The sequence below is a fragment of the Paenibacillus sp. JT22N7 genome (genome assembly GCF_059383875.1).
Window position 1 is genome coordinate 559,678 of the sequence record NZ_JBXENY010000003.1, and the last position, 23,028, is coordinate 582,705.

General features: G+C 46.2%; 26 protein-coding genes and 1 pseudogene. 4 read left to right on the forward strand and 23 right to left on the reverse strand.

Features of this window, described 5'->3' with window-relative positions:
- Nucleotides 1-123: 123 nt before the first annotated feature.
- Both AC50Y5_RS10965 and AC50Y5_RS10970 read right to left on the reverse strand, forming a co-directional pair.
- Entirely contained in the window at nt 124-1,161 is a 1,038-nt protein-coding gene (locus tag AC50Y5_RS10965) for a Gfo/Idh/MocA family protein (protein ID WP_056040231.1), read from the reverse strand.
- Nucleotides 1,162-1,195: 34 nt separating this feature from the next.
- Nucleotides 1,196-2,086: a sugar phosphate isomerase/epimerase family protein gene (locus AC50Y5_RS10970; protein WP_494860489.1), complete on the reverse strand. Its 891-nt coding sequence runs from the start codon at nt 2,084-2,086 to the stop codon at nt 1,196-1,198.
- A 125-nt stretch (nt 2,087-2,211) separates the two neighbouring features.
- On the opposite strand from AC50Y5_RS10970, the gene AC50Y5_RS10975 reads away from it, so the two are divergent.
- Nucleotides 2,212-3,111, forward strand: coding sequence for a helix-turn-helix transcriptional regulator (locus AC50Y5_RS10975; RefSeq protein WP_494860491.1), 900 nt, complete (start codon nt 2,212-2,214; stop codon nt 3,109-3,111).
- A gap of 46 nt (nt 3,112-3,157) precedes the next feature.
- Here AC50Y5_RS10975 and AC50Y5_RS10980 read toward each other — a convergent pair whose 3' ends face one another.
- The 3 genes from AC50Y5_RS10980 to AC50Y5_RS10990 all read right to left on the reverse strand — a co-directional run bounded on the left by AC50Y5_RS10980 (nt 3,158) and on the right by AC50Y5_RS10990 (nt 5,205).
- On the reverse strand, nt 3,158-4,024 hold the full coding sequence (locus tag AC50Y5_RS10980) for an SDR family oxidoreductase (protein ID WP_494860493.1): 867 nt from the start codon (nt 4,022-4,024) through the stop codon (nt 3,158-3,160).
- On the reverse strand, nt 4,021-4,521 hold the full coding sequence (locus AC50Y5_RS10985) for a hypothetical protein (protein ID WP_494860730.1): 501 nt from the start codon (nt 4,519-4,521) through the stop codon (nt 4,021-4,023). Before AC50Y5_RS10985 ends, AC50Y5_RS10980 begins: the two co-directional genes overlap by 4 nt.
- 117 nt (nt 4,522-4,638) lie before the next feature.
- Nucleotides 4,639-5,205, reverse strand: coding sequence for a MarR family winged helix-turn-helix transcriptional regulator (locus AC50Y5_RS10990; protein WP_494860495.1), 567 nt, complete (start codon nt 5,203-5,205; stop codon nt 4,639-4,641).
- Nucleotides 5,206-5,487: 282 nt separating this feature from the next.
- Between AC50Y5_RS10990 and AC50Y5_RS10995 the strand changes: the two genes are divergently transcribed.
- Complete coding sequence (locus AC50Y5_RS10995; RefSeq protein ID WP_155973411.1) at nt 5,488-6,846, forward strand: amidohydrolase family protein; 1,359 nt, start codon at nt 5,488-5,490, stop codon at nt 6,844-6,846.
- A 212-nt stretch (nt 6,847-7,058) separates the two neighbouring features.
- Nucleotides 7,059-7,715 (forward strand): DJ-1/PfpI family protein, encoded by a 657-nt coding sequence (locus AC50Y5_RS11000; protein WP_056040222.1) that lies wholly within the window; start codon nt 7,059-7,061, stop codon nt 7,713-7,715.
- A gap of 79 nt (nt 7,716-7,794) precedes the next feature.
- On the opposite strand, the gene AC50Y5_RS11005 is transcribed toward AC50Y5_RS11000, so the two are convergent.
- The 7 genes from AC50Y5_RS11005 to AC50Y5_RS11035 form a co-directional block, all read right to left on the reverse strand.
- Nucleotides 7,795-9,024: a cytochrome P450 gene (locus tag AC50Y5_RS11005; RefSeq protein ID WP_494860498.1), complete on the reverse strand. Its 1,230-nt coding sequence runs from the start codon at nt 9,022-9,024 to the stop codon at nt 7,795-7,797.
- A gap of 218 nt (nt 9,025-9,242) precedes the next feature.
- A complete protein-coding gene (locus tag AC50Y5_RS11010) occupies nt 9,243-10,130 on the reverse strand; it encodes a TetR/AcrR family transcriptional regulator (RefSeq protein WP_056040218.1) in 888 nt (295 codons plus the stop codon).
- Between the two features lie 241 nt (nt 10,131-10,371).
- Nucleotides 10,372-10,725 (reverse strand): c-type cytochrome, encoded by a 354-nt coding sequence (locus AC50Y5_RS11015; RefSeq protein ID WP_494860500.1) that lies wholly within the window; start codon nt 10,723-10,725, stop codon nt 10,372-10,374.
- 148 nt (nt 10,726-10,873) lie between these two features.
- A complete protein-coding gene (locus AC50Y5_RS11020; protein WP_081419004.1) occupies nt 10,874-11,299 on the reverse strand; it encodes an MFS transporter in 426 nt (141 codons plus the stop codon).
- A 9-nt stretch (nt 11,300-11,308) separates the two neighbouring features.
- Nucleotides 11,309-11,644: an MFS transporter gene (locus AC50Y5_RS11025; RefSeq protein ID WP_494860504.1), complete on the reverse strand. Its 336-nt coding sequence runs from the start codon at nt 11,642-11,644 to the stop codon at nt 11,309-11,311.
- The gene (locus AC50Y5_RS11030; RefSeq protein ID WP_081419002.1) at nt 11,541-11,873 is read right to left on the reverse strand and encodes a DeoR family transcriptional regulator; all 333 of its coding nucleotides are present in this window, start codon (nt 11,871-11,873) and stop codon (nt 11,541-11,543) included. The genes AC50Y5_RS11025 and AC50Y5_RS11030 overlap by 104 nt, the downstream gene beginning before the upstream one ends.
- A 240-nt stretch (nt 11,874-12,113) precedes the next feature.
- Nucleotides 12,114-13,004 (reverse strand): LysR family transcriptional regulator, encoded by an 891-nt coding sequence (locus AC50Y5_RS11035; protein ID WP_494860507.1) that lies wholly within the window; start codon nt 13,002-13,004, stop codon nt 12,114-12,116.
- 113 nt (nt 13,005-13,117) lie between these two features.
- Here AC50Y5_RS11035 and AC50Y5_RS11040 point away from each other — a divergent pair, with 113 nt between their 5' ends.
- The gene (locus AC50Y5_RS11040; RefSeq protein WP_494860508.1) at nt 13,118-14,551 is read left to right on the forward strand and encodes an MFS transporter; all 1,434 of its coding nucleotides are present in this window, start codon (nt 13,118-13,120) and stop codon (nt 14,549-14,551) included.
- Nucleotides 14,552-14,650: 99 nt separating this feature from the next.
- Here the strand turns inward: AC50Y5_RS11040 and AC50Y5_RS11045 are convergent, their stop codons facing one another.
- From AC50Y5_RS11045 to AC50Y5_RS11095, 11 genes and pseudogenes are all read right to left on the reverse strand, one after another.
- Nucleotides 14,651-15,238 (reverse strand): DUF1349 domain-containing protein, encoded by a 588-nt coding sequence (locus AC50Y5_RS11045; protein WP_494860510.1) that lies wholly within the window; start codon nt 15,236-15,238, stop codon nt 14,651-14,653.
- Nucleotides 15,239-15,318: 80 nt separating this feature from the next.
- Nucleotides 15,319-15,432 (reverse strand): annotated as a pseudogene (locus AC50Y5_RS11050) (zinc-binding dehydrogenase); the annotation flags it as partial.
- Entirely contained in the window at nt 15,413-15,598 is a 186-nt protein-coding gene (locus AC50Y5_RS11055; RefSeq protein ID WP_081419034.1) for an alcohol dehydrogenase catalytic domain-containing protein, read from the reverse strand. The pseudogene AC50Y5_RS11050 and the gene AC50Y5_RS11055, both read right to left, overlap by 20 nt.
- On the reverse strand, nt 15,574-16,560 hold the full coding sequence (locus AC50Y5_RS11060; protein WP_056040206.1) for a cysteine peptidase family C39 domain-containing protein: 987 nt from the start codon (nt 16,558-16,560) through the stop codon (nt 15,574-15,576). The genes AC50Y5_RS11055 and AC50Y5_RS11060 overlap by 25 nt, the downstream gene beginning before the upstream one ends.
- 45 nt (nt 16,561-16,605) lie before the next feature.
- Nucleotides 16,606-17,364 (reverse strand): enoyl-ACP reductase FabI, encoded by a 759-nt coding sequence (fabI, locus tag AC50Y5_RS11065; protein ID WP_056040204.1) that lies wholly within the window; start codon nt 17,362-17,364, stop codon nt 16,606-16,608.
- A gap of 56 nt (nt 17,365-17,420) precedes the next feature.
- Nucleotides 17,421-18,119 carry a 4'-phosphopantetheinyl transferase family protein gene (locus tag AC50Y5_RS11070; protein ID WP_494860513.1) on the reverse strand — a complete coding sequence of 233 codons (699 nt, stop codon included), beginning with the start codon at nt 18,117-18,119 and terminating at the stop codon, nt 17,421-17,423.
- 10 nt (nt 18,120-18,129) lie between these two features.
- Complete coding sequence (fabD, locus tag AC50Y5_RS11075) at nt 18,130-19,413, reverse strand: ACP S-malonyltransferase (protein ID WP_494860515.1); 1,284 nt, start codon at nt 19,411-19,413, stop codon at nt 18,130-18,132.
- Nucleotides 19,414-19,548: 135 nt separating this feature from the next.
- A complete protein-coding gene (locus AC50Y5_RS11080; RefSeq protein ID WP_494860517.1) occupies nt 19,549-20,613 on the reverse strand; it encodes an HAD-IIIC family phosphatase in 1,065 nt (354 codons plus the stop codon).
- Between the two features lie 14 nt (nt 20,614-20,627).
- On the reverse strand, nt 20,628-21,800 hold the full coding sequence (locus tag AC50Y5_RS11085; RefSeq protein ID WP_494860519.1) for an acyl-CoA dehydrogenase family protein: 1,173 nt from the start codon (nt 21,798-21,800) through the stop codon (nt 20,628-20,630).
- A gap of 2 nt (nt 21,801-21,802) precedes the next feature.
- Nucleotides 21,803-22,072, reverse strand: coding sequence for an acyl carrier protein (locus AC50Y5_RS11090; RefSeq protein WP_046230893.1), 270 nt, complete (start codon nt 22,070-22,072; stop codon nt 21,803-21,805).
- An 83-nt stretch (nt 22,073-22,155) separates the two neighbouring features.
- Nucleotides 22,156-23,022 carry a 3-hydroxyacyl-CoA dehydrogenase family protein gene (locus tag AC50Y5_RS11095; protein ID WP_494860523.1) on the reverse strand — a complete coding sequence of 289 codons (867 nt, stop codon included), beginning with the start codon at nt 23,020-23,022 and terminating at the stop codon, nt 22,156-22,158.
- Nucleotides 23,023-23,028: the final 6 nt, after the last annotated feature.

Sequence of the window (23,028 nt, forward strand, 5' to 3'; positions counted from 1 at the left end):
ATTTTGCTAAATCTCTCTTAATCAATGCAATGAACAAAACCGGTCTCCAAAGGATGGAAACCGGTTATCGACCTGTAAATGAAGCCACTAATCCTGTCAACATTCACTAACATATAGCAAGCACTATTTCATCATATCAGCAATAAGCACTTTCTGCCCTAGCCGTGCGCTCTCCAGCGATGCAAGCACCATGGCCATGCTGTAAATATTGTCGCTGCTGTCGGTTTCCGGCTTGCGCCCTTCATCAAGCGCTGCGAACATTTCGTCCAGACAGCCTTCGTGGAACTCATTATTCATCTGCACAAGTCCGCCATCTACACGCACATAATCGCGAATGAATTTGTCCGATTGATCGCCTGGAGCAACAACCTCGGCATAAGGTTCACCGATTCCATCCCAAATGGCTGTCCCATATTCTCCTGTAATACGCCACTGGGCTTCCCATGAGGTAATAGACCCTTCCGCACACCATGAGCCGCGATAATTAAAAACCGAGCCGTCGGACATTTCAAAAATACAGAGTGCTGCCGCATTCCCTTCATACCAGGAGCCCGGAGGATTAAATTCGTGGCAGTAGACCGATACCGGATTCGCTCCCGATAAATACCGTGCCTGGTCGAACGTATGAATCGCCATATCGAGCAGCAGCGGACTGCTCATCGCATCACGGAATCCGCCAAAGTGTGCGCCAATAAAAAAATCCGCACCGATAAAGCCGGTTCGCCCGATATGGCCCTCCGACATCAGCTTGCGCAAAGCCCGAATGCGCCCATCGTAACGGCGATTTTGCATAACGGCATGCGTACGGCCCGTACGCTGTGCCAGCTTCACAATAGACAAGCATTCTTCCATCGTTTCTGCCAAAGGCTTCTCGCCAAATACGTGACAGCCCTGCTCCAGCGCTGTAGTGCCGATCGAATAGTGGCTGGACGGGATGGTAATATCAAAAACAAGGTTCGCCCCCGTCTCCGCAAGCGCAGTCTGCAAGCTGGTAAAGGTCGGACAGCTCAATCCTTTACGCTCAGCCATCGCTTGGGCAAATTCCTGTTTTATATCGACCAGTCCGACGATTTCCGTATCCTTCCTGCCTTGTGCATAGTCCACCCATTTGTTAGCCATTCCGCCACAGCCCGCGACGACTACCTGATATTTTGCTGTCATTATGCTATTCCTCCCGCTTCTCTTCAGCTAGTATTTATACGCTTGGATTTGGAATAAAATCGCCACCGCGGCAGCGCTTCAAATAATTTAATGCGTGAACCTGACCCGTCATTTCCAGCTCGTCCTTGTACACAGGATCATGCCAGCCCTCGATGTCAATCGTGCCTTTATAGCCATTTTGACGCAAAATCGTTATAATATCGCTCCAGTTGCTGTCACCAAACCCCGGCGTCCGGTGCCACACAAATGGCTGAGGACCATGCACACCGTGCTCCTTCACAATATCCCAAGCGATTGTTGCATCTTTGCCATGAACATGGAATACTTTTCTTGCCCATTTGCGGAGCTGCGGGATCGGATCAATCAGGCTAACCATCTGGTGGCAAGGCTCCCACTCCAGGCCAATATTATCCTCTGGCACCGCGTTGAACATAAGCTCCCACGCTGCCGGGTTATGCGCGATATTCCAGTCTCCCTGCTTCCACGTGCCCCCCATATCGCAGTTTTCGAACGCGATCCGCACGCCTTTGTCCGCCGCACGCCTCGTTAGCTCCCCGAATACTTCCTTAAAACGCGGGATGGATTCATCAATCGGCTGATCCGTCAATCGGCCAGTAAATCCAGATACAATATTAGCGCCAAAAAGTGATGCATGGTCGATTAAGCGCTCCCAACTGGCTAAAGTATCCGCATTGTCGCCCGCTCCCGTAAGCGGATTGCCAAATACGCTAAGCGCCGACACCACAAACCCATGCTCATCGGATAGAGCGCTTACACGTTTGGCCAACTCCGGCAAATTGGTTTGGCCCGTCGTTTGCCAGAACGTTAAATTAAAAGATTCAAAACCATGTCCCACGATTTGCGGTATAATCCTATCGGCATTCCCGCCGCCTACCAACGTACCTATTCGCATTTGTTCACTCATCCTTGAATATCACTCCAATATTGGCTTATAGTATGCTTAGCACCTTCATTATAACGAGAGAATTACGAGATGACTCTACACAATCTTGAGCAAAAGTAGTCTAATCTTGTGGTGGTGAATTTACTATGACATATCCTAAAGAGCTGTGGGAAAATACGCGACTAGAGCATAAGGCGTATCCCATTCAATTATTTCATAACCAGGTGCTTGGAATTAAACCTGGTGACAGCATGCTGTATTTGCACTGGCATGAGCATTTCGAGATTATTCTGATGAGAGAAGGCCATGCGCTGCTGCATATCGACAGCAGACCTTATGAGATATCGCCGGGGGAGCTAATCATTATTCCTGGAGGCGGCCTGCATGTTGGCTATGCGCTGAGTGAAGGCGATATTCGTTACGATTGTATCGTCTTTAATGCCTCATTGTTCAATGAATGGGTTCATGATCCCGTGCATGCGCAGCTTGTTGCCCCTTACCTGGAGGGGACGCTAAGATTTCCCGTCAAACCGCTGGAGCATGAGCAGCATGCCGAAACTATTATAAAGCTTCTGGATGAGCTAGTGGGAGAGTTTGACGGTAAGCAGTCAGGCTATCAACTGCTCGTCAAAGCAAAGCTGTATAGCGCGCTAACGCTGCTTGCCCGCCGTTACGACAGCCAGCCGCCAAGCAATGGCAGAGGCCCAGCCGCCTCCCACCTCGCTAACCGTGACCGCTTCAAGCAGCTGATCAAACGGTTGGAATCCGATTTTCAAACTAAAATAACGGTAGAAGCAGCGGCACGGCAGGTTAATCTGAATCCATTCCATTTCTGCAAGCAGTTCAAAAAGCTGACTGGACGCACCTTCGTCGAGTATGTCAACGTTTGCCGCGTCAACGAGGCGCAGAGGCTGCTGTTGCAAACGACATCCACCATTGCTGAAATTGCAGCAGCGGTAGGCTGCGACAATCCAAATTATTTTACAAAGCTGTACAAACAATACAAGGGCATAACCCCGTCGGAAGCACGCAAACGTCCATTGTAGCGCAGCACAGCGGTTCCATCATCTGATTTATAGGTGGACTCCGCCTCTACCGGAAATTTTCGACATACTCATGCAGAAAAGCTTCTAGCGTGCGTGGCTCTCTGCCGAGCAAGCGCTTCACAGTGTCATTTGGATTTTCTGGCACCACCGTAGACATGGTTTGAATTTCCACAACGTGGTTCGCGAGCCAAGCTGGCATATGCCCGTGCTCAATAAGATTGCGGAGTAGTACTTGGGGTTCCATGTTGATGTAGCTTATCTGCCGATTAAGCAGGGCGGATAGTTGACTCGCGATCTGGGGATAACTGAAAATCTCCGAACCTGTAAGCGTATATACTTGGCCTGATACCTCGCTGTTGGTCAGAACTTCTGCGGCAACATCTGCGATATCGCGGCAGTCAATGAAGTTACAAGGTGAATCGCCCATGGAGCCAAAAAAAACATTTTGGGTTGTGATCGTTGGTGCAAGGCGCATTAAGTTTTGCATGAACGCATAAGGTCGCAACACGGTGTAGGTGAGACCCGATTCTCTCAGCGTTTTCTCGATTTCTTGATGCCAGCCCGCCACTGCCACGGGAGAGCTCTGCTCAAAGGCAGGGCTGGATATTTTTACGATGTGCTTGATTCCAGACTCGGCGGCAATCTGAATGATTGAAGTTTCCAATTCGATTTGTCTTGGACTATTGGACATGGCTAGAAAGAGCTGGCTAGCACCTGTAAACGCGCGGCGCAGCGATTCGGGGTCGGAAGCATCCGCCGATGAGACCTCGATAGTCGATCGGCCTTTTTCACCGATCTGATCACGCAACTTCTCTGGCTCTCTGCTCAGCGCCCTGACGGGTACGCCAAGATCAACCAAACGTTCCAAAAGCGCACTGCCTATCGTACCTGTTGCTCCCATAATAATTATCATTTTTTTGTTCTCCTTTTGGATGGAAAATGAGTTGTGACGGCAATACGCCACCGCCATGTCACTATCGTGCTTGCTATGAATCCAGACAACGGGAAATCGATCCAGACACGATCGACCCAAGCAAAGTGATTGCTTGGAATCATATTTTCTAGTAATACAGATGTCACCCATGCGGCGTATAGGCCAAACGAGGACCCGGCCAATGCGAACACCCCTACCACCACCAAGTGAGGTGCACCGATGACCCATCCTACATGGCCCACTCGGCTCCGCAACAAAAGGCCAATCATCAAGGCCATCAAGGCCGATGCACCACCGATTGTGGTCAATGCCCCGATTTGAAGACCCCTATCGGCAGTAACCAATCCCCCGATACCTGCCATGCTAGCAGGAGCAGCATAGGCCATTACAACTTCACGCCATAGTACAAAAATCTTTTTCTTGGAACCAGCAGCCTTGATGCCGTAAGCAGCATCTGTCTGATTCGGGTATTTCATCTTGTTCACTTAGTTGCTCCCTTCTTCTTTGAAATAGTTCAACGATTGCTTTCAGTGAGATATAATTAGCTTCCTAACTATATAAGAGTAAAAATAGGCTAGCTGCACTAGCCCATTCTACTCATTACTGATATTTACCTTTGGTTTCGGGCTTTGTTCCCCCGTAAGTGCTGAGATACCTTGCGTAACTCGGCCTAGCAGGTCGAGAAATACGCTGCGCTCATCCATATTGAGCAAGCTCACCATTGCTTCCAGCCGAGCGAAATGCTCAGGAGCCATGTCACGGAGCTTCTGCGCTCCTTTTTCCGTCAAAATGACCGATCTCTGACGGCCATCGTCTGAGCTTGAACGCCGAGATACTAGCCCATCTCGTTCAAGAACGTCGATAAGACCTGTCACTGTAGCACGTGTAACGCCTAGATGCTCCGCTAATTGCGAAGGCAACTCTTCTCCCTCGTTATCTTCAAGATCTGCCAATAAACGATATCGACTTGTTGATAAACCGAATCTAGAGAAATGAATCTCCGAGGCATGTCCAAGCTTGGCCCCCGCTGCCATTAGCCTAGACGCGACGAGTACAGCTTGTGCGTCTATGTCTAGGTTATAGCGATCAATCTGACGCTTGGATTGTACAAGCGAAGGAATAGCGTCAATGTCATTTATTATTTTATTATTGTTGTTCATATATATAGTATGGTTCCTAACTACTTTTATGTCAACATATTTTTATAACTCATCAACACCCCGCCTTTCTTCATATTTGGAACTGTTTTTTTACATTCTTAACTCTAGTAACTGCCTAACATTCAGCCGTTAACTCCACTGCATCCGGTTTACAAATTGTGCTAAATTATGTAATGTATATATTGTGAACCTTGCATTATTTTGTTGATTAGTCGCCCTTGAGCATTCGTTTTTATCATCACTTTTGTAATGCCCATTCATTTATCAAAGGAGATGGCAAAGTTGAGTGAACGTTACTTAATTAAAAACGGCTTCGTGTTAACGATGGACAAGTCTTTAGGAGATTTCAAGAAAGCGGATATTCTAATAGAAGATTCGCTCATTGTAGCAATAAAAGAAGAGCTCGATGCAATAGATTGCGAAATTGTCGATGCAACGGATATGATCGTCATGCCCGGCTTCGTCGATACCCATCGTCATGTTTGGGAATCTTTAGTCCGAACCATAGGTACGGATTGGTCGCTGCCTACCTATTTGCAAAATATTTATTACGGAGGGCTTGGCAGCAAATTGCGGCCAGTCGATAGTTATGCGGCTAATTTGCTGGGAGCGTTGGATGCGCTGAATGCCGGTGTAACTACCCTTTTGGATTGGTCGATGATTTATTCCCCTGAGCATGCAGACGGGTTCGTTCAAGGTTTGCAAAATGCCGGAATCCGCGCCGTATTCGCATATGGAGCATCCGGCGAAACCGAATATTGGGACCGTGCTAGCCAAAAAATCGTTTCAGATGACGTGTACCGTATCAAAAAACAGCATTTTTCTTCCGACAATCAATTATTAACGATGGGATTAGCGATTAGAGGACCAGAATTCAGCCACTGGGATGCAACGGTTCAGGAAATAAGGCTTGCAAGAGAACTGGATGCGATCTGTTCCATGCATGTCGGTTTTGGCAGCTGGGGTCCAGATGACCGCTCCATTGAAAAGCTATATAAGGCTGGCCTCCTTGGTCCCGATTTGAATATGGTGCATGCGAATACAATGGGTTATGACGAGTACAAAATGCTTGCAGATTCAGGAGCGTCGATATCGATTACGCCTGAGGTGGAAATGATGATGGGGCATGGGTATCCAGCCACTGGGGTGTTTATGGAGAATGGCGGAACACCTACCCTCGGTGTAGATGTCGTGACTTCAACCAGCGGGGACATGTTTGCGCAAATGAAATTTATGCTGCAGGCGGAGCGGGCAAGAACCAATCAGAATATTTTAGCATCCAAAAACATGCCGGGCGAGTTGAGTTTAAAGGCACAGCAAGTATTAAATTTTGCAACGATTGCTGGAGCTAAAGCTTTGAAATTAGACCATAAAATCGGCAGCTTAACGCCTGGAAAAGAAGCCGATCTCATTATGGTTCGAATGACAGATTTGAATATGTTTCCCGCTTCCGATCCCGTTGGAGCTGTCGTACAATTTGCGAATCCCTCAAACGTTGATTCCGTATTTGTGTCCGGACGTCCAGTAAAACGCCACGGACAGCTGCTTCACGTCGATTTAAACCATGTGCGTAAAATCGCGGGTGAAAGTAAACAATATTTGTTTTCTGCTCTTGCAGATACCGCAAGTGGGGCCGTTTAAAGCAGCTAGATGGCTTGAGAACTTTGCGCGATCCTTCCCATAAGCTTGGAAAAGGCAGCCGTTCCTTAGGGGATGGCTGCTTTCAATTCGATGACAGCCTTAGAAAGGTTCTCACAATATACACACTTCTACATACCTATACCCCGTATAGGTATGTTAAAATCATTTTGTGAAAATAAAATACCAGATTAAAGGAGAGATCATCGATCATCATGAAAATCGCAATTATGCTTTTTGATGGGATCACAGCATTAGATGCAATTGGTCCTTACGATGTGTTCGCCGCTACACTGAAATGTGAAGTGAAGTTTGTCGCTAAGAGAAAAGGTTTAATCAAACTGGACTCGAATATGGGGTATTTGCATGCCGATTACAGCTTTTCTGAAGTTACCTCAGCTGATATTCTTGTTGTTCCAGGCTGTAGTCCGCCAAATTATAAAACGCCAATGAATGATGAAGAAACGTTAAATTGGATTCGCCAAATACATGAAACTACGAAATGGACTACGTCGGTTTGCAACGGCTCATTGATATTGAGTGCAGCAGGCTTGCTAAATGGAATCGTAGCCACCACTCATTGGGGCTCCTTCGATCTGCTCCAATCCCTTGGAGCCATACCTACAGATGAGAGAGTCGTTCGTCAGGGTAAAATGGTTACTGCAGCTGGTGTTTCCTCTGGTATCGATATGGCGCTCCAATTAATAGCATGGGAATTGGGAGAGGATACAGGCAAAGCCGTACAGTTGATCTTAGAATACGATCCTCAACCTCCATTTGACACAGGTTCACCAAAGAAAGCGCCCGCTGTATTAGTCGCACAAATAAAAGGGATGTTACAAGAGTTTGCAGAACGGGAGCCTAATGTGTAAATCACAAACCATTCGACAGCCTTTTTTTAAAAAAGACAAAAGAGACTCAGCCATGTTCCTGGCTGGGTCTCTTTTATCTTTAGAGGATCTTCATCGGCAAATGGGTTAACGACTGTCCTACAGCGGAAGTTGTAAGGTGATGCTCCAGGTCAAAGGATTCAACAGCTTCAATACCAGAAACCTTCTCCACAAATGCCTTCAAGGCAATGTTCAGCTCCATCCTTGCCAAAGGCGCACCTAGACAAAAGTGAGGGCCATTGCCAAAGGTTAAATGCTTTTTGTTATTGGCACGATGAATATTGAGCTCAAACGGATTTTCAAACATGCGCTCGTCCATATTCGCCGCGCTCATCCACGAGATGACAACGTCGCCTTTTTTCAAATCGACCCCTAATAGATTGTTATCCTGCTTAACCGTACGATGTCGTTTGGAGCAGTGGAATCGATAACGCAGCATTTCCTCAACAGCTTGAGGAGCCAGATTCGGATCTTTTCTTAATTGCTCATACAACGGTTTTCCTTCATGCAAAAAAGAATAGAACATGCTGGAAATCGTATGGCTCGTAGTTTCTATCCCTGCTCCGAGCAAAAGCATCGATGTCCGTACCACTTCGTCTTCGGTGAATCTTTCCCCGTCTACCTCTACATTCAATAGATCCGAAATAATATCATCGCCAGGATGTGTCCGCTTATGAACGACCATAGGGTATAAAAATTGATAATATTCCTGTGCGGCTGCCTGTTTTTTCAATTCAATCTCTTCTGCGTTCTCCTCGCCGGCCGGCTGGAACAAAATGTCTACCCATCCTTTAAAAAGGGTGCTGTCCGTAAGAGGAATGCCCAGCAAATCAGCCATAACCATTGCGGGCAGCGGAGTTGCCAGTGCCTGAACGATATCAATCGTCGTATTTGGTTCAATGTCCTCTACCAGCCGCTTTGCGATGTTGTTAATGCGAGGCTCCCAGTTTTTTAAGCTGCGGGGTGTAAAAGCTGCGGATAACAAGGAGCGGCTCTTGAGATGGCGCGGAGGGTCTATGCTTGAAACATTCAGTTTATCCGGAGGCGTCCCCTCCTTGTTCTTCGCTCCAACTAAAACCGTAGTTCTAGACCCTTCGCTTGAGAAATACTCATGCTTGCTCAGTACCATCTTGACATCGTCATACCTGAAGACATTCCAAGTGTCAGTGCCTTCATGATAATATACAGGGTGTTCGGACAGCATTTTCCGATACCATTCGAGTGGAAAAAATTCTTCCGATCTTGACTGAAACCGCGAAATTTCATGAACCGCAATCACTTCTTTGTACATAAAGATGCCACCTCCAGATTAATTACATAAATTCACAAACTAGAGCATACTCATTATTCCATTTTTCAGACGCCTTGTTTAGCACTTCAATACATCACATAATAATTATACCACTCGTTCATTTTATTGGAATAATTCGTAAGAACTATTTGGGAATTCTCTGTATTTAGGCATCTATTTTATACGACTAGTTCAATTTTGTGTTTAATCCGTTTAGCTCATTTCGAATGTGGTCTGTTTTGCTCTATATACCACCAGCATTCATTGGCAATCTTTCTAGCTTCATTCTGATAGACGCTGGACTCAAATTCGATTTGAAAGGCTTTTAATACTACTTCCAACATCGATATATTGAGCTCAGCATCTATAACCAACGACAGAAGTCCTTTTGTAAGTTCTTGAGCTTTGGTGGTTGCTTCCACTTGATGAATGGAATGACTGAACGTTTGAAGTTCAGCCACTAGGCTGGCTTTATCCAGCACGATTGGTTTGGACAAGGGGTTGATCAATGCAAGGTTGTCAGAATCAATCATATGTTCATGCCTCTCTAGCATGGCTCTCAACAAAATTTCGACATAATTCAACAACTTGGGTACGAGATTTTTCCAATCCGGCTGTTCGAGGCGGAAGTTCCGCCATGTATTGGAAATTTGATGGATCATGCCTAAACAAAAAATGGCTCCTTCAAAGGTATAGGCTTTTAATTCTTCTCCATATATTTGGGTCAGCCGTCCCGATAGCCAGTCCAACTGGATTCGAGTCAGATGCTGCAAATCCAACTCCCCTGAATATAAGCCTGTCCAAAATAATTCAAGAACACGCTGCTTTTCCGGGATCGTAATCGGAACCACAAGTTGATCCACGAGCAAGTCGAAATCCGAGGCATAGCTCAAGGATTCCAGATCTTTTCGAAGTATCATATCTTCCTGTGTACGTTGTTCCAAAATCGCCAGGATACAATCGTCCTTGGAACCGAAAAATTTGTAAAAGGTGCCTTTGGATACGCCTGATTGGTCCAAAATCATTTGAATCGAAGTATTTGCTACACCATATTCCTCAAATAGCACAAGTGCTGTATCCAACAATCGTTTTTTACGTTTATTCATAAGCTCCCCCTGGATTCTTTTGCATTCAGATGTATAAAGTGATTGTATCACCCAAGTGGGGAAAGAAAACAGAGTTACAAAAGGCTCATTCGAGTCATTGGAAAACGGAGCCCCAATTACTCCCATCATACGGTTGTTCTTCTACCGTTGCTGCTGCATTATGTGAAATCTGGCTCTTTTATTGATCTTCAATAAAATGACCGCCTTTTAAATGAAATTTTTCCGGACTCACCCGAGCTGATTATTTGTGCTCCGACAACCATTTAGAAATGCTTTGAATTTCCGCTTCGGTTATTTTTGTTCCGAACTTCGGCATACCTTTTCGGCCGTCCGTGACAATCCGAGCAATCTCTTCCTGCGTTAATGTGCTGCCAACGCTTTGCAGGTTCGGACCCGCCCTGCCCTGCAAGTCCGTGCCATGACAAGTCACGCATTTTTTCATGTAGAGGGTCTCTGCATCGCTATTTTGAACCCTTTCTCCTTCAATATTGTTGTTCTTCGTGTTGAATCCAGTGGTTGATTGGCCACATGCCGACACAATCAAAGCTCCTATAATGACGCCTATCACTGCACCGTATCTGAGCCTTCTAATCATTTCACTCCTCCTCCTCATTCCGTTTCAACTGCTATCATAACGAATCATCGAATTTTTAAAATGACTACTTATAGCTATTTCAGCCTCTGAAATATGGAGGTTTCACAACATTTGATCGGTGAAAAATAAAAAGAGTCGAATCTTATCATCAGACAAGATCGGACTCTTTTATTTCCAAATAAGAATGTCTTTTTCGATTTTGATGTAAAAAAACAAGCATCAGCAAGGCAAAGACGAGTACGACTGCAAAAATACCAGACAAACATAGCCCAAGCATTAAAACAATAATAAACGCAAGGATCGTATTTTTGACTAGAGCCATACCAACAAGAAATAAAATGACACCTAAAGTGCTAGTGACCAGAAACCTGTTATAGTTGAACTTCTCGGCAATTGCTCCGGAAAAAATTCGCCCAACAACCATGGCGATCCAAAAAAAGGTAACCGAAAGCGTGGCTGCTGAAGTATCCAAATGATATTGCTGAACGAATATGGACGGCAGAAAATTAACTAAGCTGGTTTCAATGCCGACATACAAAAATACGAAGCAAATTAAAAAGGCATATTTTAAAATAGCAAATCGCTATTTGCCCGTTTGATCGAGTGCTTCAGCATGTAGGGCTGGGGTTTGCTGTGATTTAGGGCTGTCAGGCTTCTTGCTCCAAAGAATGAGGTTTATTATGGCGAACACAATAACGATAGCAAATGACCATATCCAGGAAACGTTGGCTATTAATAAGCCCGACATGACGGGCATAAGCAAAGCTCCGAATCCAAACGCAACCTCTAGCCGACTCATCATCACAGCCCCATTATTAGATGATTCCAACAGAAACGTCCCTATAACCGTTTGAGTCATTCCAAAAGCAAAACCGTTTAATGCAGCAAGCAGCAAAATGTCCGATCTCACGTTTCTCATCCGATTCTCTGACCAGACGCTCTTTATATTCATAAATCGCTTTTTCTTTTGCTGGCAGCATAGCTCCACCATGTGTACGGATGATGAGACCAGACTCCTCCATCTTTAATAAATCTCTGCGAGCGGTATCGCGTGACACATTGAATTGCTGACAAATATCTTTAATATCGATTCGCTGATGCTGATTTAAATGCTCAATAATAGCGTTTAACCGCTCCTCTTGAAACATGCCAATCCCCCCTAAATTCCTGCTGATGAGCGTTCACTCGCAAACAACTATATAAGGCGTTTTACATCATATATTAAGTATTTTCAATCACTTATCTTCTTTTATGCATCATTATTCGATTAAAAAAATGGCTGCACAGGTTTGATTGCCTGTACAGCCATTGATATCACTGGTATCTCGTTATATGGCGGTATGCCGCCACCTACAATGCTTCATGATTTTCAGCTTGCTTCGTATCTCTCATTGAGAAGCCATGGTTTTAAAATGTTGAATGATATATTCACGAAAGTTTATCGCTGCAAGCGATAAGTACCGATCCTTCATCCATGCCAAATAAAAGGTTAATTGGCATGATGGTTTTTCAATTTCAATGTAGGTTAGGTCGGAATACTCTTCACGAGAGCCTGCCGGCTGGAAGGCAATCCCTAATCCTGAACGAATGAGACTGGCAATGGCTGCTGGTTCATCGCCTTCACATATCGTGCGAGGAATGAAACCCGCTTCCTTGCAACAGGCATCCATTAATTCTCTAAAGGAATATCCCTGTTTGAGGGAAATAAAATCTTCCTGGGCTACTTCATGGAGTGAAATCCGTACAGCACCTGCCAATCGATGCGTTTGCGGCACCGCAATCATGATCTTCTCCGTAATTAGCGGAACATGTTTAATATCATCACGGCTAATTAATTCGGTTGTGAGAAAAAAATCAATCTCATTGCGTTCCAGCAGCAGCATTTTATCCTGCTCTGTTGATGCCTGGGTAATTCTAAAATTAGCGTCTGGATATTGAGCTAAATAAGGAGAAAGCACGTTAGATAACCGATTTAGCGTAGTAACAGCAAGGGCAATTCTATTTTGCTCCCGATGAGCTAACGCCGTAACTTCTCTTCTTCCCTCTTCCAAGCTGGCCAAGGCGATGTTGACTCTCTTTAAATAGGCCGTGCCCTGTTCATTGAGGCGAATTTTCCTGCCTACCCGATCAAATAAAGCAACACCTAAATCATCCTCCAATCGTGATATGATCATACTGAGTGCCGGCTGGGCCATATTTAAATGATTAGCCGCTTTTGTCATATGTTCTTTGCGGGCAACGGTTTGAAAATATTTGAGATGCATCAAATCCACACTCATCCCTCCTTTCACTCATATAAAATTAATTATGATTATATAATAATTCATATATTTTTAATAATGAATATATTGATTTATACTGGGAATATTCTAATGCACTTTGGAGGTCGCCCATGGCACAGCAATTAGCTTTTCCCACTTCACGATCAACTGAAAATCCAGATAAGATGCTCCGCAAGGTTGCATGGGTTGTCGCGCTTGGCGTACTTCTCAATCCGCTTAATTCATCGATGATTGCCGTTGCTCTTTTGCAGATTGGCAATGCGTTTCAGGTCAATTTGGCGACGGTCACCTGGCTGCTTTCCAGTTTTTACTTAGCCGGAGCTGTCGGTCCCTCCCTTGCAGGCAAGCTATCCGATCTGTTTGGAGCCAAAAAAATTTTCATGAGTGGACTTATACTCGTTGTAATCAGCAGCCTGCTGGCAATATGGATATCAAATTTCGGCATGCTATTGGCGCTGAGAATGATGCAAGCACTTGGCAGTGCCGTTGCTTTCCCTGCTGGCATGTCCATGCTACGCTCGACCGCAGCAAAGCACAATGAGCAGGATCATCCAGACCGGATTTCCTCGGCGTTAGCCCTTGTCTCCATTATGGCTAACGTCATGGCTGCATTCGGCCCTACACTTGGAGGCATTCTTGTCGGTTCTGTCGGTTGGCCGTCTATTTTCTGGATCAACATTCCCATTGCATTGGCTACATTATTTATTGCTCGACTATGGCTGCCCAAAGACCAAGACCGGCAAGCAGCAAGCAGCGAAGATGCCTTCCCGGCCTCCACACCAAACATTTGGTCACGTATCGATATTCCGGGAATCACTCTCTTTATGATCATGCTTACTACTCTAATGTTGTTTCTGTTGTCCTTGTCAAAAGGAATGTCATGGTGGCTTCTTGGCTGCGCAATCATATCCATGCTTGCACTTGTGATATGGGAGAAGCGGGCAGCCAATCCGTTTCTTAACTTACAGATGCTCACTTCCAACCGCCGATTGCGGTCTGTGTATTTTCAGTATATTGGAGTGAATATTGTATTCTATTCCCTATTCTTCTGTATCCCGCTATGGCTCAGTCAAGTGAAAGGCTTTGATCCGAAAACCACCGGCTTGCTAATGCTGCCATTAGCTGGACTAGGTATAATCATGACTTCCGTGGCAGTCAAGTGCAACAAGCGTTTCGGCTACCGTACAACGATTATCGCTGGCAATGGTCTTCTTGTACTCAGTACGTTGCTTCTGCTGCTTTTGGGCGATAACAGCTCTATCCTTATAATTGTTCTGATTAATGCAATGCTTGGCATTCCTAATGGGTTCAACAATATGGGGCTGCAAACTGCTTTATACGTTGTAACTCCAGCGCAAGAGACCGGAGCTGCTTCCGGCTTATATGTCACATTTCGTTCAATCGGGAGCATCTTATCCACCAGCTTGCTGGGACTTACCTTCGGCGGTGCGATTACATCAAGCGGACTGCACACCATTGGGCTTATAACAGCGGGACTTTCTGTTGTCTTGTTGGTAACCAGCTTATCCCGCAAATTGATATAAACGAGCACTGAAAAAAGCTTGTCCGAATCATCAAAAATGCCCCGGAATCCTTATGGATTTCGGGGCATTTTTCAAGTAAGTACCGCAATTTTATCCCTTTTATTGATGCGTCTTCCACATGCATTCTGTCATTTCAAGCTCGCTAAAAACAGCCTCAAAAGAAGATTGCTCCGGACTGCAGGCATATACGCCAAATTGAATTTCTGCTCCGCCTTCGAACATATGAAAGATACGCATTTGTTTATAAGTGATTCCGTCATAGGAATTTTCAATACAATAATCACTTTCACGACGGCTTAATCGGTAGTACATCGTCTTTACATTTGCCGGGATGTCCGTTGTCGCCCAATCCGAAAACCCATGGTTGGTAACGACACTTCCTAACCGTTGATAGTCATCATTTTCAAATTCAATAGACGCTTTAAACCAGTTTTCGCTGTTCTGATAAAGGATAATGCCGCACTGGTCATAACGATGTTTACTGTTAAACTCCGTCTTCACAACAAATGAAAAGTAAGGCTCGACTGTTTTCAGCAATAAAGCGGGGGCGGAATCATTTTGAAAACCGTAATAGGTTCGCTGCCAAAAATCGGTTCCCGGCTCCGTTGTAATTGTAACCTTATAAGGTTCGACGGCATACTTTTTCGGTTCATTAAGCCAAAATGTATGTTGTAATTCATATTTCATTGTATAGGTCTCCTTATTCATAAAAATCGGTTTGAGACTATGCTCCTCAAAAATAGTATGACCTGAATCTACGAGGTTTGCTAGTCTCCATTATTAATTACAATTTTTCCTCGTACCTTATGAGCTTCAATCAGTATATGAGCATCAGCTATTTGAGCAAGTGGAAAAACATGCTCAATGACAGGTATGACACTCCCCTGCTCGCACCTCGTCTCCTACTTTGAAGTTCTTCACCTGCGATCCGCATTCGGTTATGATACCAGAGAAATCAGCGCCAATAATACGCGGGAAACGCCAAGGTCGATGCCTTGAGCATTTTTTGATAGGGGTATAGCCTAAGCTTTCATCTTCTCCAAACAGCTTAAAATAAAGGCTTCCTCCCGCCCCAGATTGTCCTGCAGCTTAGCGTAGATGCTGCAGGACAGCTTCTCGTCCTCTTTAAATCTGTATTTAATCACTAAATTTCGCATGGACAAGTACCGCTGCTTTAAATCCACGCTAGTGTCTAGCAATCGCTGGTCGTATAGCATATGCCCATGATCCATTAAATAGGCAAGGCGCTTTTCCATTAAAAGTTTGTGCTCATACAGCAGGTGATACGCACGCAGGTCAAATCTTCTATATTCAGCTGATGAGGTATCCATATTCTGTGGATCTGTAAGAAGCCGCTGCAGCGCTTGAAATCCGAATTCGAACGGCTGCTCCACCACCAAATCAAACGTAGGTTTGGAGTATAAATAATTTTGCATGCCAGCAGCAATTTGTTCCATATTAATATGGCATTCAAAGTCCGTGTTGCGCTTCAAAAAGCGAATTTCTGTATAGAAATCGTATTTATCGGACGCACACCAATAACCCTCCTCCAACTCCGAAAAAGGGCATTCCGCCTTTATAAACTGCTCCACAAAGTTGTCTGCGACAAGCGCCATATCCTTGTCCAAATCATATCCGTAAATTAATAGCTCATGCATATGATGACCATTTTTGTACGAATCTGTCAAGGATATATAATACCGGTCTACGAAAATATGTACATAATAGCCAAGATCTATCGACTCGATAATGACATCCTTTAATGATTTTCCCCATTTGGCAATGACTATTTCCTGAGGAAGCTGATTATAGGATAGGCCAGGACAGATTTTGAGCAGGATATGGTGATTGTCAAAAGCGAACATTTCCCATAAATAAGCATATCTGATTTGAATAAAGTTATTGAATACCCACCGCCATAACGGTTCGCTTATGATGGAAAACAAGATTCCGTATGGGGTGTACGTGCTAACTTCCGGTTCCTGAAGGTAAAGCGCTTTTCTTGACATGACCTGCCTCCATCCGCTGTGTAATGGCCCTTTCAGACTGCTGCCCTAAAAAATATGGCAGCCTGCATCGACATGGAGAACTTCACCTGTAACCCCTCTTGATAGGACGCTTAGCAAAAACATCGCCGCATCTCCTATTTCATTCTGGTCAATATTGCGCCGAAGCGGCGCCTGCTGCTCCATGGCCGTCAGCTTATCTTGAAAATCAGCAATCGCTGAAGCTGCCGATGTGAGCACCGGTCCAGCCGAGACGGCATTTACACGAATGCCATGCTTGCCTAAATCCTCAGCCAAGTAGCGCACGCTCGCTTCGAGCGCGGCCTTCGCAACGCCCATGACATTATAATTTTTCACGACACGACCAGATCCTATGTAGGTTTGCGTCACAATGGCGCCTCCCTCTTTCATTAGGCCGCGGGCCTGCTTAGCCATTGCCACTAATGAAAAGCTGCTGGCGTTTTGCGCCAGCAGGTAGCCTTCTCTCGTCGTGTCGATATATTCTCCTTGAAGTTGATCCGCATAGGCGATAGAATGCACGAGACCATGAATCGTCCCGACCTGTTCTCCAATGGTGCTGAATGCCTCTTCAATGCTCGCATCATTCAGTATATCGCATGGAACAACAGCTGCCGCCTCTATTCCGTGCTCCTGAAGCAGCTTCGTCAGTTTACGCAAAGACTTATCCTTTCGGTAAGTAAACACAAGCCTTGCTCCTTCTCGATGAAGCGATTTAGCAACTCCCCACGCTAAACTTTTCTCATTAGCAACGCCTGATACGACAATGGTACGGTCTTTCATCAGCATCAGCTCTATCTCCTCCAAGCAAGGTTATATTCCTTTATGCAGCTAGCTGTTAATGATTATTGGAGCATGGAAAGCAGGCTTTCCAGCTCCTCATAATCCAGTTCTTTAAAGATGGGGTCCGTCTGCTGGAAGGTGCATAGTGCCAGCGCATGATCATCATCTGCAAAGGTTTGCATAAAATAAGCGGCAGACGCCCCTGCTTCAAGGCTTGCCGCCACTTCACCGTCCTCCTTGATTAAGAAAGAGAAGGAGTCAAGCGGAATCGACATTCCTTTGCCTACTGCCTTGATATAGCTTTCCTTTAACGTCCACAACTGGTAAAAATACCTGAGCTGGCGGCTTCCAGCCAAACTCATCAGCATCTCATATTCAACCGGAGCGAAGAACCGCTCTGCAATCGACAAGTCTTGCGGCTTCATGAGCTCAACATCAATTCCGACCGGGCAGTCGCCGAAGGCGCAGACTACCCAGTCTCCGGAATGTGACACATTAAACTCGCAGTCAATGGTAGCGTTATCTAGCAGCGGCTTGCCAAACTCATTTTTGCAGAAAGAAAGCTCATTATTCGACAGCTGCCACCGCTTGCAAATCGCAAGACGGGCCAAAATCTCACCCGTCAGCGACCGATAAGCGTCAATCGGCCGACGAAAGCGGCGGACAGCTTCCCGCTTGCTTTCTGAAACGTATTTCAGCATAACGGGGTAAAGCGCCGCAGCTTTCCTCTCATCCAGCCGCAGCATATAAACCTCAAACATGGATAAACTCCTATCGGGAAATTTTTTCTGCTAGACGTGAAGGAGCAAGATAGTCGTTTAATTCATAATACATGCCCGTCTCGTCAATAATTTGATGGAACCAGCGTGTCTGCTCTTCTACCGAAACCTTCTTCGTATCCAAAATGATTTTCAGCAAATCGAGCGCTGTTCTCATTTGTTCCAAAGATGGCTTCTCCCCTGTCTCCTCAAGACGATCCTGGATCTCCTGAATTTTGCGGTACGACTTCACAACCTTCTCCTGGTACTCCTCATTATCCCAGTTTTGGTTAAGGGTTGCTACTGCGACAGCCAGGCTTCGCGTAATAATCGTCGGGATATGCTTTCTTAGACCCGGATAAGCGGCTAAAATTTGCTCGATTTTTTTGCGATCCTCCTTCGTGCCATAGCAGAGCGCTTCAATTCCATCCACGTTCGCCTTCACCATATTGGTCAATACATTTTTAGGTCCCATTTCAACCGTAAGTGTAACGCCTTTATGTTTAAAATATTGCATCGTACGTTCCCATTGTACCGGGCTAGTTAAATGCAGCGCAAGATTTTGCGCTACTTTCTCCGAATGTGCCATCGGCTCGGCATTGCGGTTCGTAATGACCGGATATTTGAAAAAACCGTACTCCAGCCCGGACAATTTGTCCAATAATTGGTCAGCCATCGGCTGCATGAAGCTGCAGTGGAACGGTGCACTCGCAAGCAGCGGCGTTGCCAGCCCGCCATGATTCGCGAGCCTATCCTCTAGTTCCATAACCGCATCGCTTTCCCCGGAAATCGCGGTTTGATTCGGCGTATTATAGCAGGACACCCAAACCTGACGGCCCTCCTGCTCCATCGCTTTGCACTCATCCACAACCAGCTTTCGCTCAACGCCATCAATAATGGACATGGCTCCAACATCGCTTGACGCAACCTCGTCGGTCATTTTTCCCCGTTCGTGCAGCAGCTTCACCGCATCGGAAAAACGAATCGCTCCCGCGCAAGTAAACGCCGCATATTCGCCAAGGCTGTGCCCGGCAAGAAATTGAGGAACAATACCAATCTCCTGCATATAAACGCGGAAGCTGGCTACGCTTGATACGAGAATGGCAGGCTGGGCATTTTTTGCTTTGGACAGCTCTGCAAGCGAGCCTTCAAAGCAAAGCTTAGCCAAATCATAGCCAAGCACATCGTTAGCTTCCTCGAACGTTTGCTTCACGATCGTATATTGGTCATAAAGACCTTTCGACATGCCGACAAAATGAGAGCCTTGACCCGGGAACAGAAACGCCATTTTTTCCATTATTACTTCCTCCAATATCATATTAGCCGTATTTTTTCCGTAAACAGGCACGCACGACCACTTAACCTGCTATCCTGCTTCAGCTATACCCTCTAGCCGATGTTCATCGTGAACCTGTTTTGTTTATTCATCCATTCATTCAACACGGCTGATTAAGGTGAGATAGTCTGGAGCGCTTTGCAGATGGGCAGCATCGTGCTCGAAAATGAGCAGTCCGTCTCGCTCCTCCACTTCCTTAAATCCAGCAAATTTATACGTAAGCAGCATCATGCGATTACGGTCAGTAGGCACGAACTCAGCGCGCAATACCGCTCCCGCATCATGCGCCATCCTGGCGATGTATTGAAGCATGACGCTGCCTACGCCTCTGGACATGACACGGCATGACATTAACAGCAGCTTCAGCGTCCAAATATTATCCTTGCATTCAAGCAGCGTTAAGCCGATCTTGCCGTACGTGCCGTATTTATCCTCCAATTCGGAAATAAACAGCTTATGGTTCGGTGAATGGCGGAATGCATCCAATTCCTCATAGGAATACGTGTAGCCCGTTGCATTCAGCTGATGAGTTCTTACCGTCAGCTCCTCCGCCCGCTTCAAATCGTCTCCCTCAACCGAGGAAACCGTAAATACCATACTTAGCGAAGCGAGAAACTCCTCCTGTGAGCCATCGAAGCTGGCTTCAACTTCATTGCGTACGATATCGCTCATGTAAAGGCTTCTGCGGTTCCGGGAGTCCTCGGTAACAAAGGTTGGATTAAATTCCGGCCTTTCAAGCAGCCCTTCTGTCTCCGCAGCATCTATGCACAGGACGTCTGGATGGTTGAAGCTGACCTCCTCCCGCTCAAACGGCTGATCATCGATAAACGCAATCGTATCCATCCCGATATTAATCGATTCGACGATCGTCTTAATCGAAGAAGATTTGCGGTTCCAGCTGATTTGAGGGTAGATGAAATAATGATCAATCCCGAGCTCTCTCAATTTCTCCATCGCCACTTCATGCTCATTGCGGCTGGCAATGGACTGCAGGATGCCTCGCTCATCCAGCGTTTTGATGACGTTGACAATATCGCTTCGCAGCTCAACGGTTGTATCCTCCATTAAAATACCGTTCCAAATCGTATGGTCCAAATCCCACACGACACATTTGATTTTACGCTTGGCCGTATCCTTCTTCTCCTCAACATTGTACGCCACAGGCACTCATCTCCTTATGAATTGGCTGTTTGAGCCATTGTCCGCTCTGCTCGGCGGCTGGTCACGAATTGCTGCTCTGCAATCAGCATTTCATGCATCTGCGACGTTCCCTCGATGATTTCATTAATTTTGGCATCGCGGAAATAGCGTTCAACCGGATAGCCGCTATGGCAGCCGTTAGCACCATGAATTTGCACCGTATCGCTGGTGATTTTGCCCAGCATAGTCGAAGCAAAATATTTGGCCGTCCACGTTTCCATAATGCTGTCGGGATCGCCGCTATCGCGTAAATATCCGACTTTATAACAAAGCATTCTAGCCGCCTTCACCTGTACGGCCATTTCTGCAATCATCTTCTGAATCAATTGATTGTCCCGAAGCGGCCGTCCAAATTGGACTCTAGTGCTGCCGTATTCTAGAGAAGCCTCCAGACAGGCCTGAGCCAAACCGACGCAACCGCACGCTATGGTGTACCTGCCGTAATCGAGACAAGGAAGCGCGATATGCGTCAGTCCCATGCCGAGCTTGCCAAGCAAATTTTCTTGCGGAATTCGGCAGTCGGAAAGCACGACTTCGGCAATCATAGATCCCCTTGCACCGAGCAGGCCGGACATGGGCAATACCGATACCCCGATTCGCTCCCGCTCAACGAGGAATGCCGCTGGCTGGCCGCCCACTTTGGCGAAGATGAGAAACAGATCGGCAATTTGCGCGATCGTAATCCATTTTTTGCGGCCATTCAATACGTATTCGTCCCCGTCTAACTCGGCCGATGTCTCAATACTCTTGGCATCGCTGCCGGCGTTTGGCTCCGTTAGGCCAAATGCTGCCAATGCGCTGCCGGTCGCAAGCTTCGGCAGCCAGTTGCTCTGCTGCTGCTCTGTTCCCCAGCGCAATATAGCAAGGGACACCATTCCGTGAACGGTCAATAAGCTTCTTGCTGACGAGCAGCCGCGACCCGCCTCTTCGTTAAGAATGCCTAGCGTGACGTTGTCCAGCTCCATACCGCCGTATTTTTTGGGCAGCATCGATCCCAGATAGCCAGCCTTTGCCATTTTCCTAAGCATATCTGGATGAATACGCTCCTCGCTGTCATTGAGATCAGCTAGCGGCACCATCTCGCTATCAACAAACGCGCTGAACTCATTTTGCCAATTTTCCTGTTCTGGAGTCAGTTCAATTTTCATCCTTAACCTCCCGATACTTGTGAAGACTGCTGATCAACCGCTGCTTTCTCTTGAATCAGACTGACCATCCGGTTAATGGTGCGGAAGTTGTCCAAATCCATGTCACGGCTATCGATAGTAAGCGCAAATTCCTTCTCCAGAAACATAACCAGCTGCATCGCGAACAGGGAATTGACAAATCCTAATGCGAAAATATCCTCATCATCCCCAAGCTCATGCTTGCGGAAAAACCGCGATAAAAACTTCTTGATTTTAACTTTCATTTCTTCCATTATTGGCACTCTCCTCATCCCGATTCGGGTTAATCTAGTACGAAATCCAATCATTAGCAGTCATTAGCATGCATGATTACGCATTAATACGTATAAAACCCTTGACCGCTCTTGCGGCCATGCAGCCCCGCGTCGACCATTTTCCTAAGCAGCGGACAGCAGCGGAACTTCGAGTCCTGATAGCTTTCATAAAGGACATTCAAGGAATGCACGACCGTGTCCAGACCGATCAAGTCAGCCGTTTCGAGCGGCCCCATCGCATGTCCGTAGCATTTTTTAAAAATTTCATCGACTTCCTCTGCCGACGCCACCTGATCCTGCACAACATAAGCAGCTTCATTCATAAACAAATGGGAAATACGATTGGATACAAAGCCCGGATAGTCGTTAACGACGATCATTTCCTTGCCCATGCTGCCCATAAGTCCATCGACCGCACGGATACATTCCTCAGAGGTATGAAAGCCACGAATGACCTCGACCGTTTTTTTGGTTGGCACCGGATTCATAAAATGAGTGCCGATAACCTGCGGCGCACGTGTGGTCACGGCGGCCAGCTTTGTAATGGAGATGCAGGATGTGTTAATCATAAAAATGCAATCTTGCTGGCAGATGCCATCTATCAGCTCGTAAATGCTGCGCTTAACGTCCCAATTTTCCGTAGCGTTCTCGATGACAAAGCTGACGTCGCTGAGATTATGATGCTCCGTCGTAAACACAATGCGGTCCATAATTTGCTCTGAAGGCTCCAAGTTTCCCGAGGAGCCGAACAGCCCACGGAATCGCAGTTGGGTGGCAATTTCCTCCCTGGCCTGTTCAAGCTTCGCTTGCTCAATGTCTACAAGCACCACCGATAAGCCTGATTGGGCGAGCGCTTGGGCAACCCCTCTTCCCATTACACCTGCTCCGATTACCCCGATTTTCACAGCGATCTCCACTTCTTTCTTCATTGGATT

Coding starts and splice junctions, on each gene's coding strand:
- AC50Y5_RS11005 (WP_494860498.1), bottom strand. CDS start 9,024: ATGTACAAAGAAGTGATTGCGGTTCATGAAATTTCGCGGTTTCAGTCA.
- fabD (WP_494860515.1), bottom strand. CDS start 19,413: ATGGAAAAAATGGCGTTTCTGTTCCCGGGTCAAGGCTCTCATTTTGTC.
- AC50Y5_RS11060 (WP_056040206.1), bottom strand. CDS start 16,560: ATGTCAAGAAAAGCGCTTTACCTTCAGGAACCGGAAGTTAGCACGTAC.
- AC50Y5_RS11010 (WP_056040218.1), bottom strand. CDS start 10,130: ATGAATAAACGTAAAAAACGATTGTTGGATACAGCACTTGTGCTATTT.
- AC50Y5_RS10985 (WP_494860730.1), bottom strand. CDS start 4,521: ATGAAATACCCGAATCAGACAGATGCTGCTTACGGCATCAAGGCTGCT.
- AC50Y5_RS11040 (WP_494860508.1), top strand. CDS start 13,118: ATGGCACAGCAATTAGCTTTTCCCACTTCACGATCAACTGAAAATCCA.
- AC50Y5_RS10970 (WP_494860489.1), bottom strand. CDS start 2,086: ATGAGTGAACAAATGCGAATAGGTACGTTGGTAGGCGGCGGGAATGCC.
- AC50Y5_RS10965 (WP_056040231.1), bottom strand. CDS start 1,161: ATGACAGCAAAATATCAGGTAGTCGTCGCGGGCTGTGGCGGAATGGCT.
- AC50Y5_RS11015 (WP_494860500.1), bottom strand. CDS start 10,725: ATGATTAGAAGGCTCAGATACGGTGCAGTGATAGGCGTCATTATAGGA.
- AC50Y5_RS11095 (WP_494860523.1), bottom strand. CDS start 23,022: ATGAAGAAAGAAGTGGAGATCGCTGTGAAAATCGGGGTAATCGGAGCA.
- AC50Y5_RS10990 (WP_494860495.1), bottom strand. CDS start 5,205: ATGAACAACAATAATAAAATAATAAATGACATTGACGCTATTCCTTCG.
- AC50Y5_RS10975 (WP_494860491.1), top strand. CDS start 2,212: ATGACATATCCTAAAGAGCTGTGGGAAAATACGCGACTAGAGCATAAG.
- AC50Y5_RS11085 (WP_494860519.1), bottom strand. CDS start 21,800: ATGAAAATTGAACTGACTCCAGAACAGGAAAATTGGCAAAATGAGTTC.
- AC50Y5_RS11025 (WP_494860504.1), bottom strand. CDS start 11,644: ATGAGAAACGTGAGATCGGACATTTTGCTGCTTGCTGCATTAAACGGT.
- AC50Y5_RS11090 (WP_046230893.1), bottom strand. CDS start 22,072: ATGGAAGAAATGAAAGTTAAAATCAAGAAGTTTTTATCGCGGTTTTTC.
- AC50Y5_RS11030 (WP_081419002.1), bottom strand. CDS start 11,873: ATGTTTCAAGAGGAGCGGTTAAACGCTATTATTGAGCATTTAAATCAG.
- AC50Y5_RS11035 (WP_494860507.1), bottom strand. CDS start 13,004: ATGAGTGTGGATTTGATGCATCTCAAATATTTTCAAACCGTTGCCCGC.
- AC50Y5_RS11045 (WP_494860510.1), bottom strand. CDS start 15,238: ATGAAATATGAATTACAACATACATTTTGGCTTAATGAACCGAAAAAG.
- AC50Y5_RS10980 (WP_494860493.1), bottom strand. CDS start 4,024: ATGATAATTATTATGGGAGCAACAGGTACGATAGGCAGTGCGCTTTTG.
- AC50Y5_RS11070 (WP_494860513.1), bottom strand. CDS start 18,119: ATGTTTGAGGTTTATATGCTGCGGCTGGATGAGAGGAAAGCTGCGGCG.
- fabI (WP_056040204.1), bottom strand. CDS start 17,364: ATGCTGATGAAAGACCGTACCATTGTCGTATCAGGCGTTGCTAATGAG.
- AC50Y5_RS11000 (WP_056040222.1), top strand. CDS start 7,059: ATGAAAATCGCAATTATGCTTTTTGATGGGATCACAGCATTAGATGCA.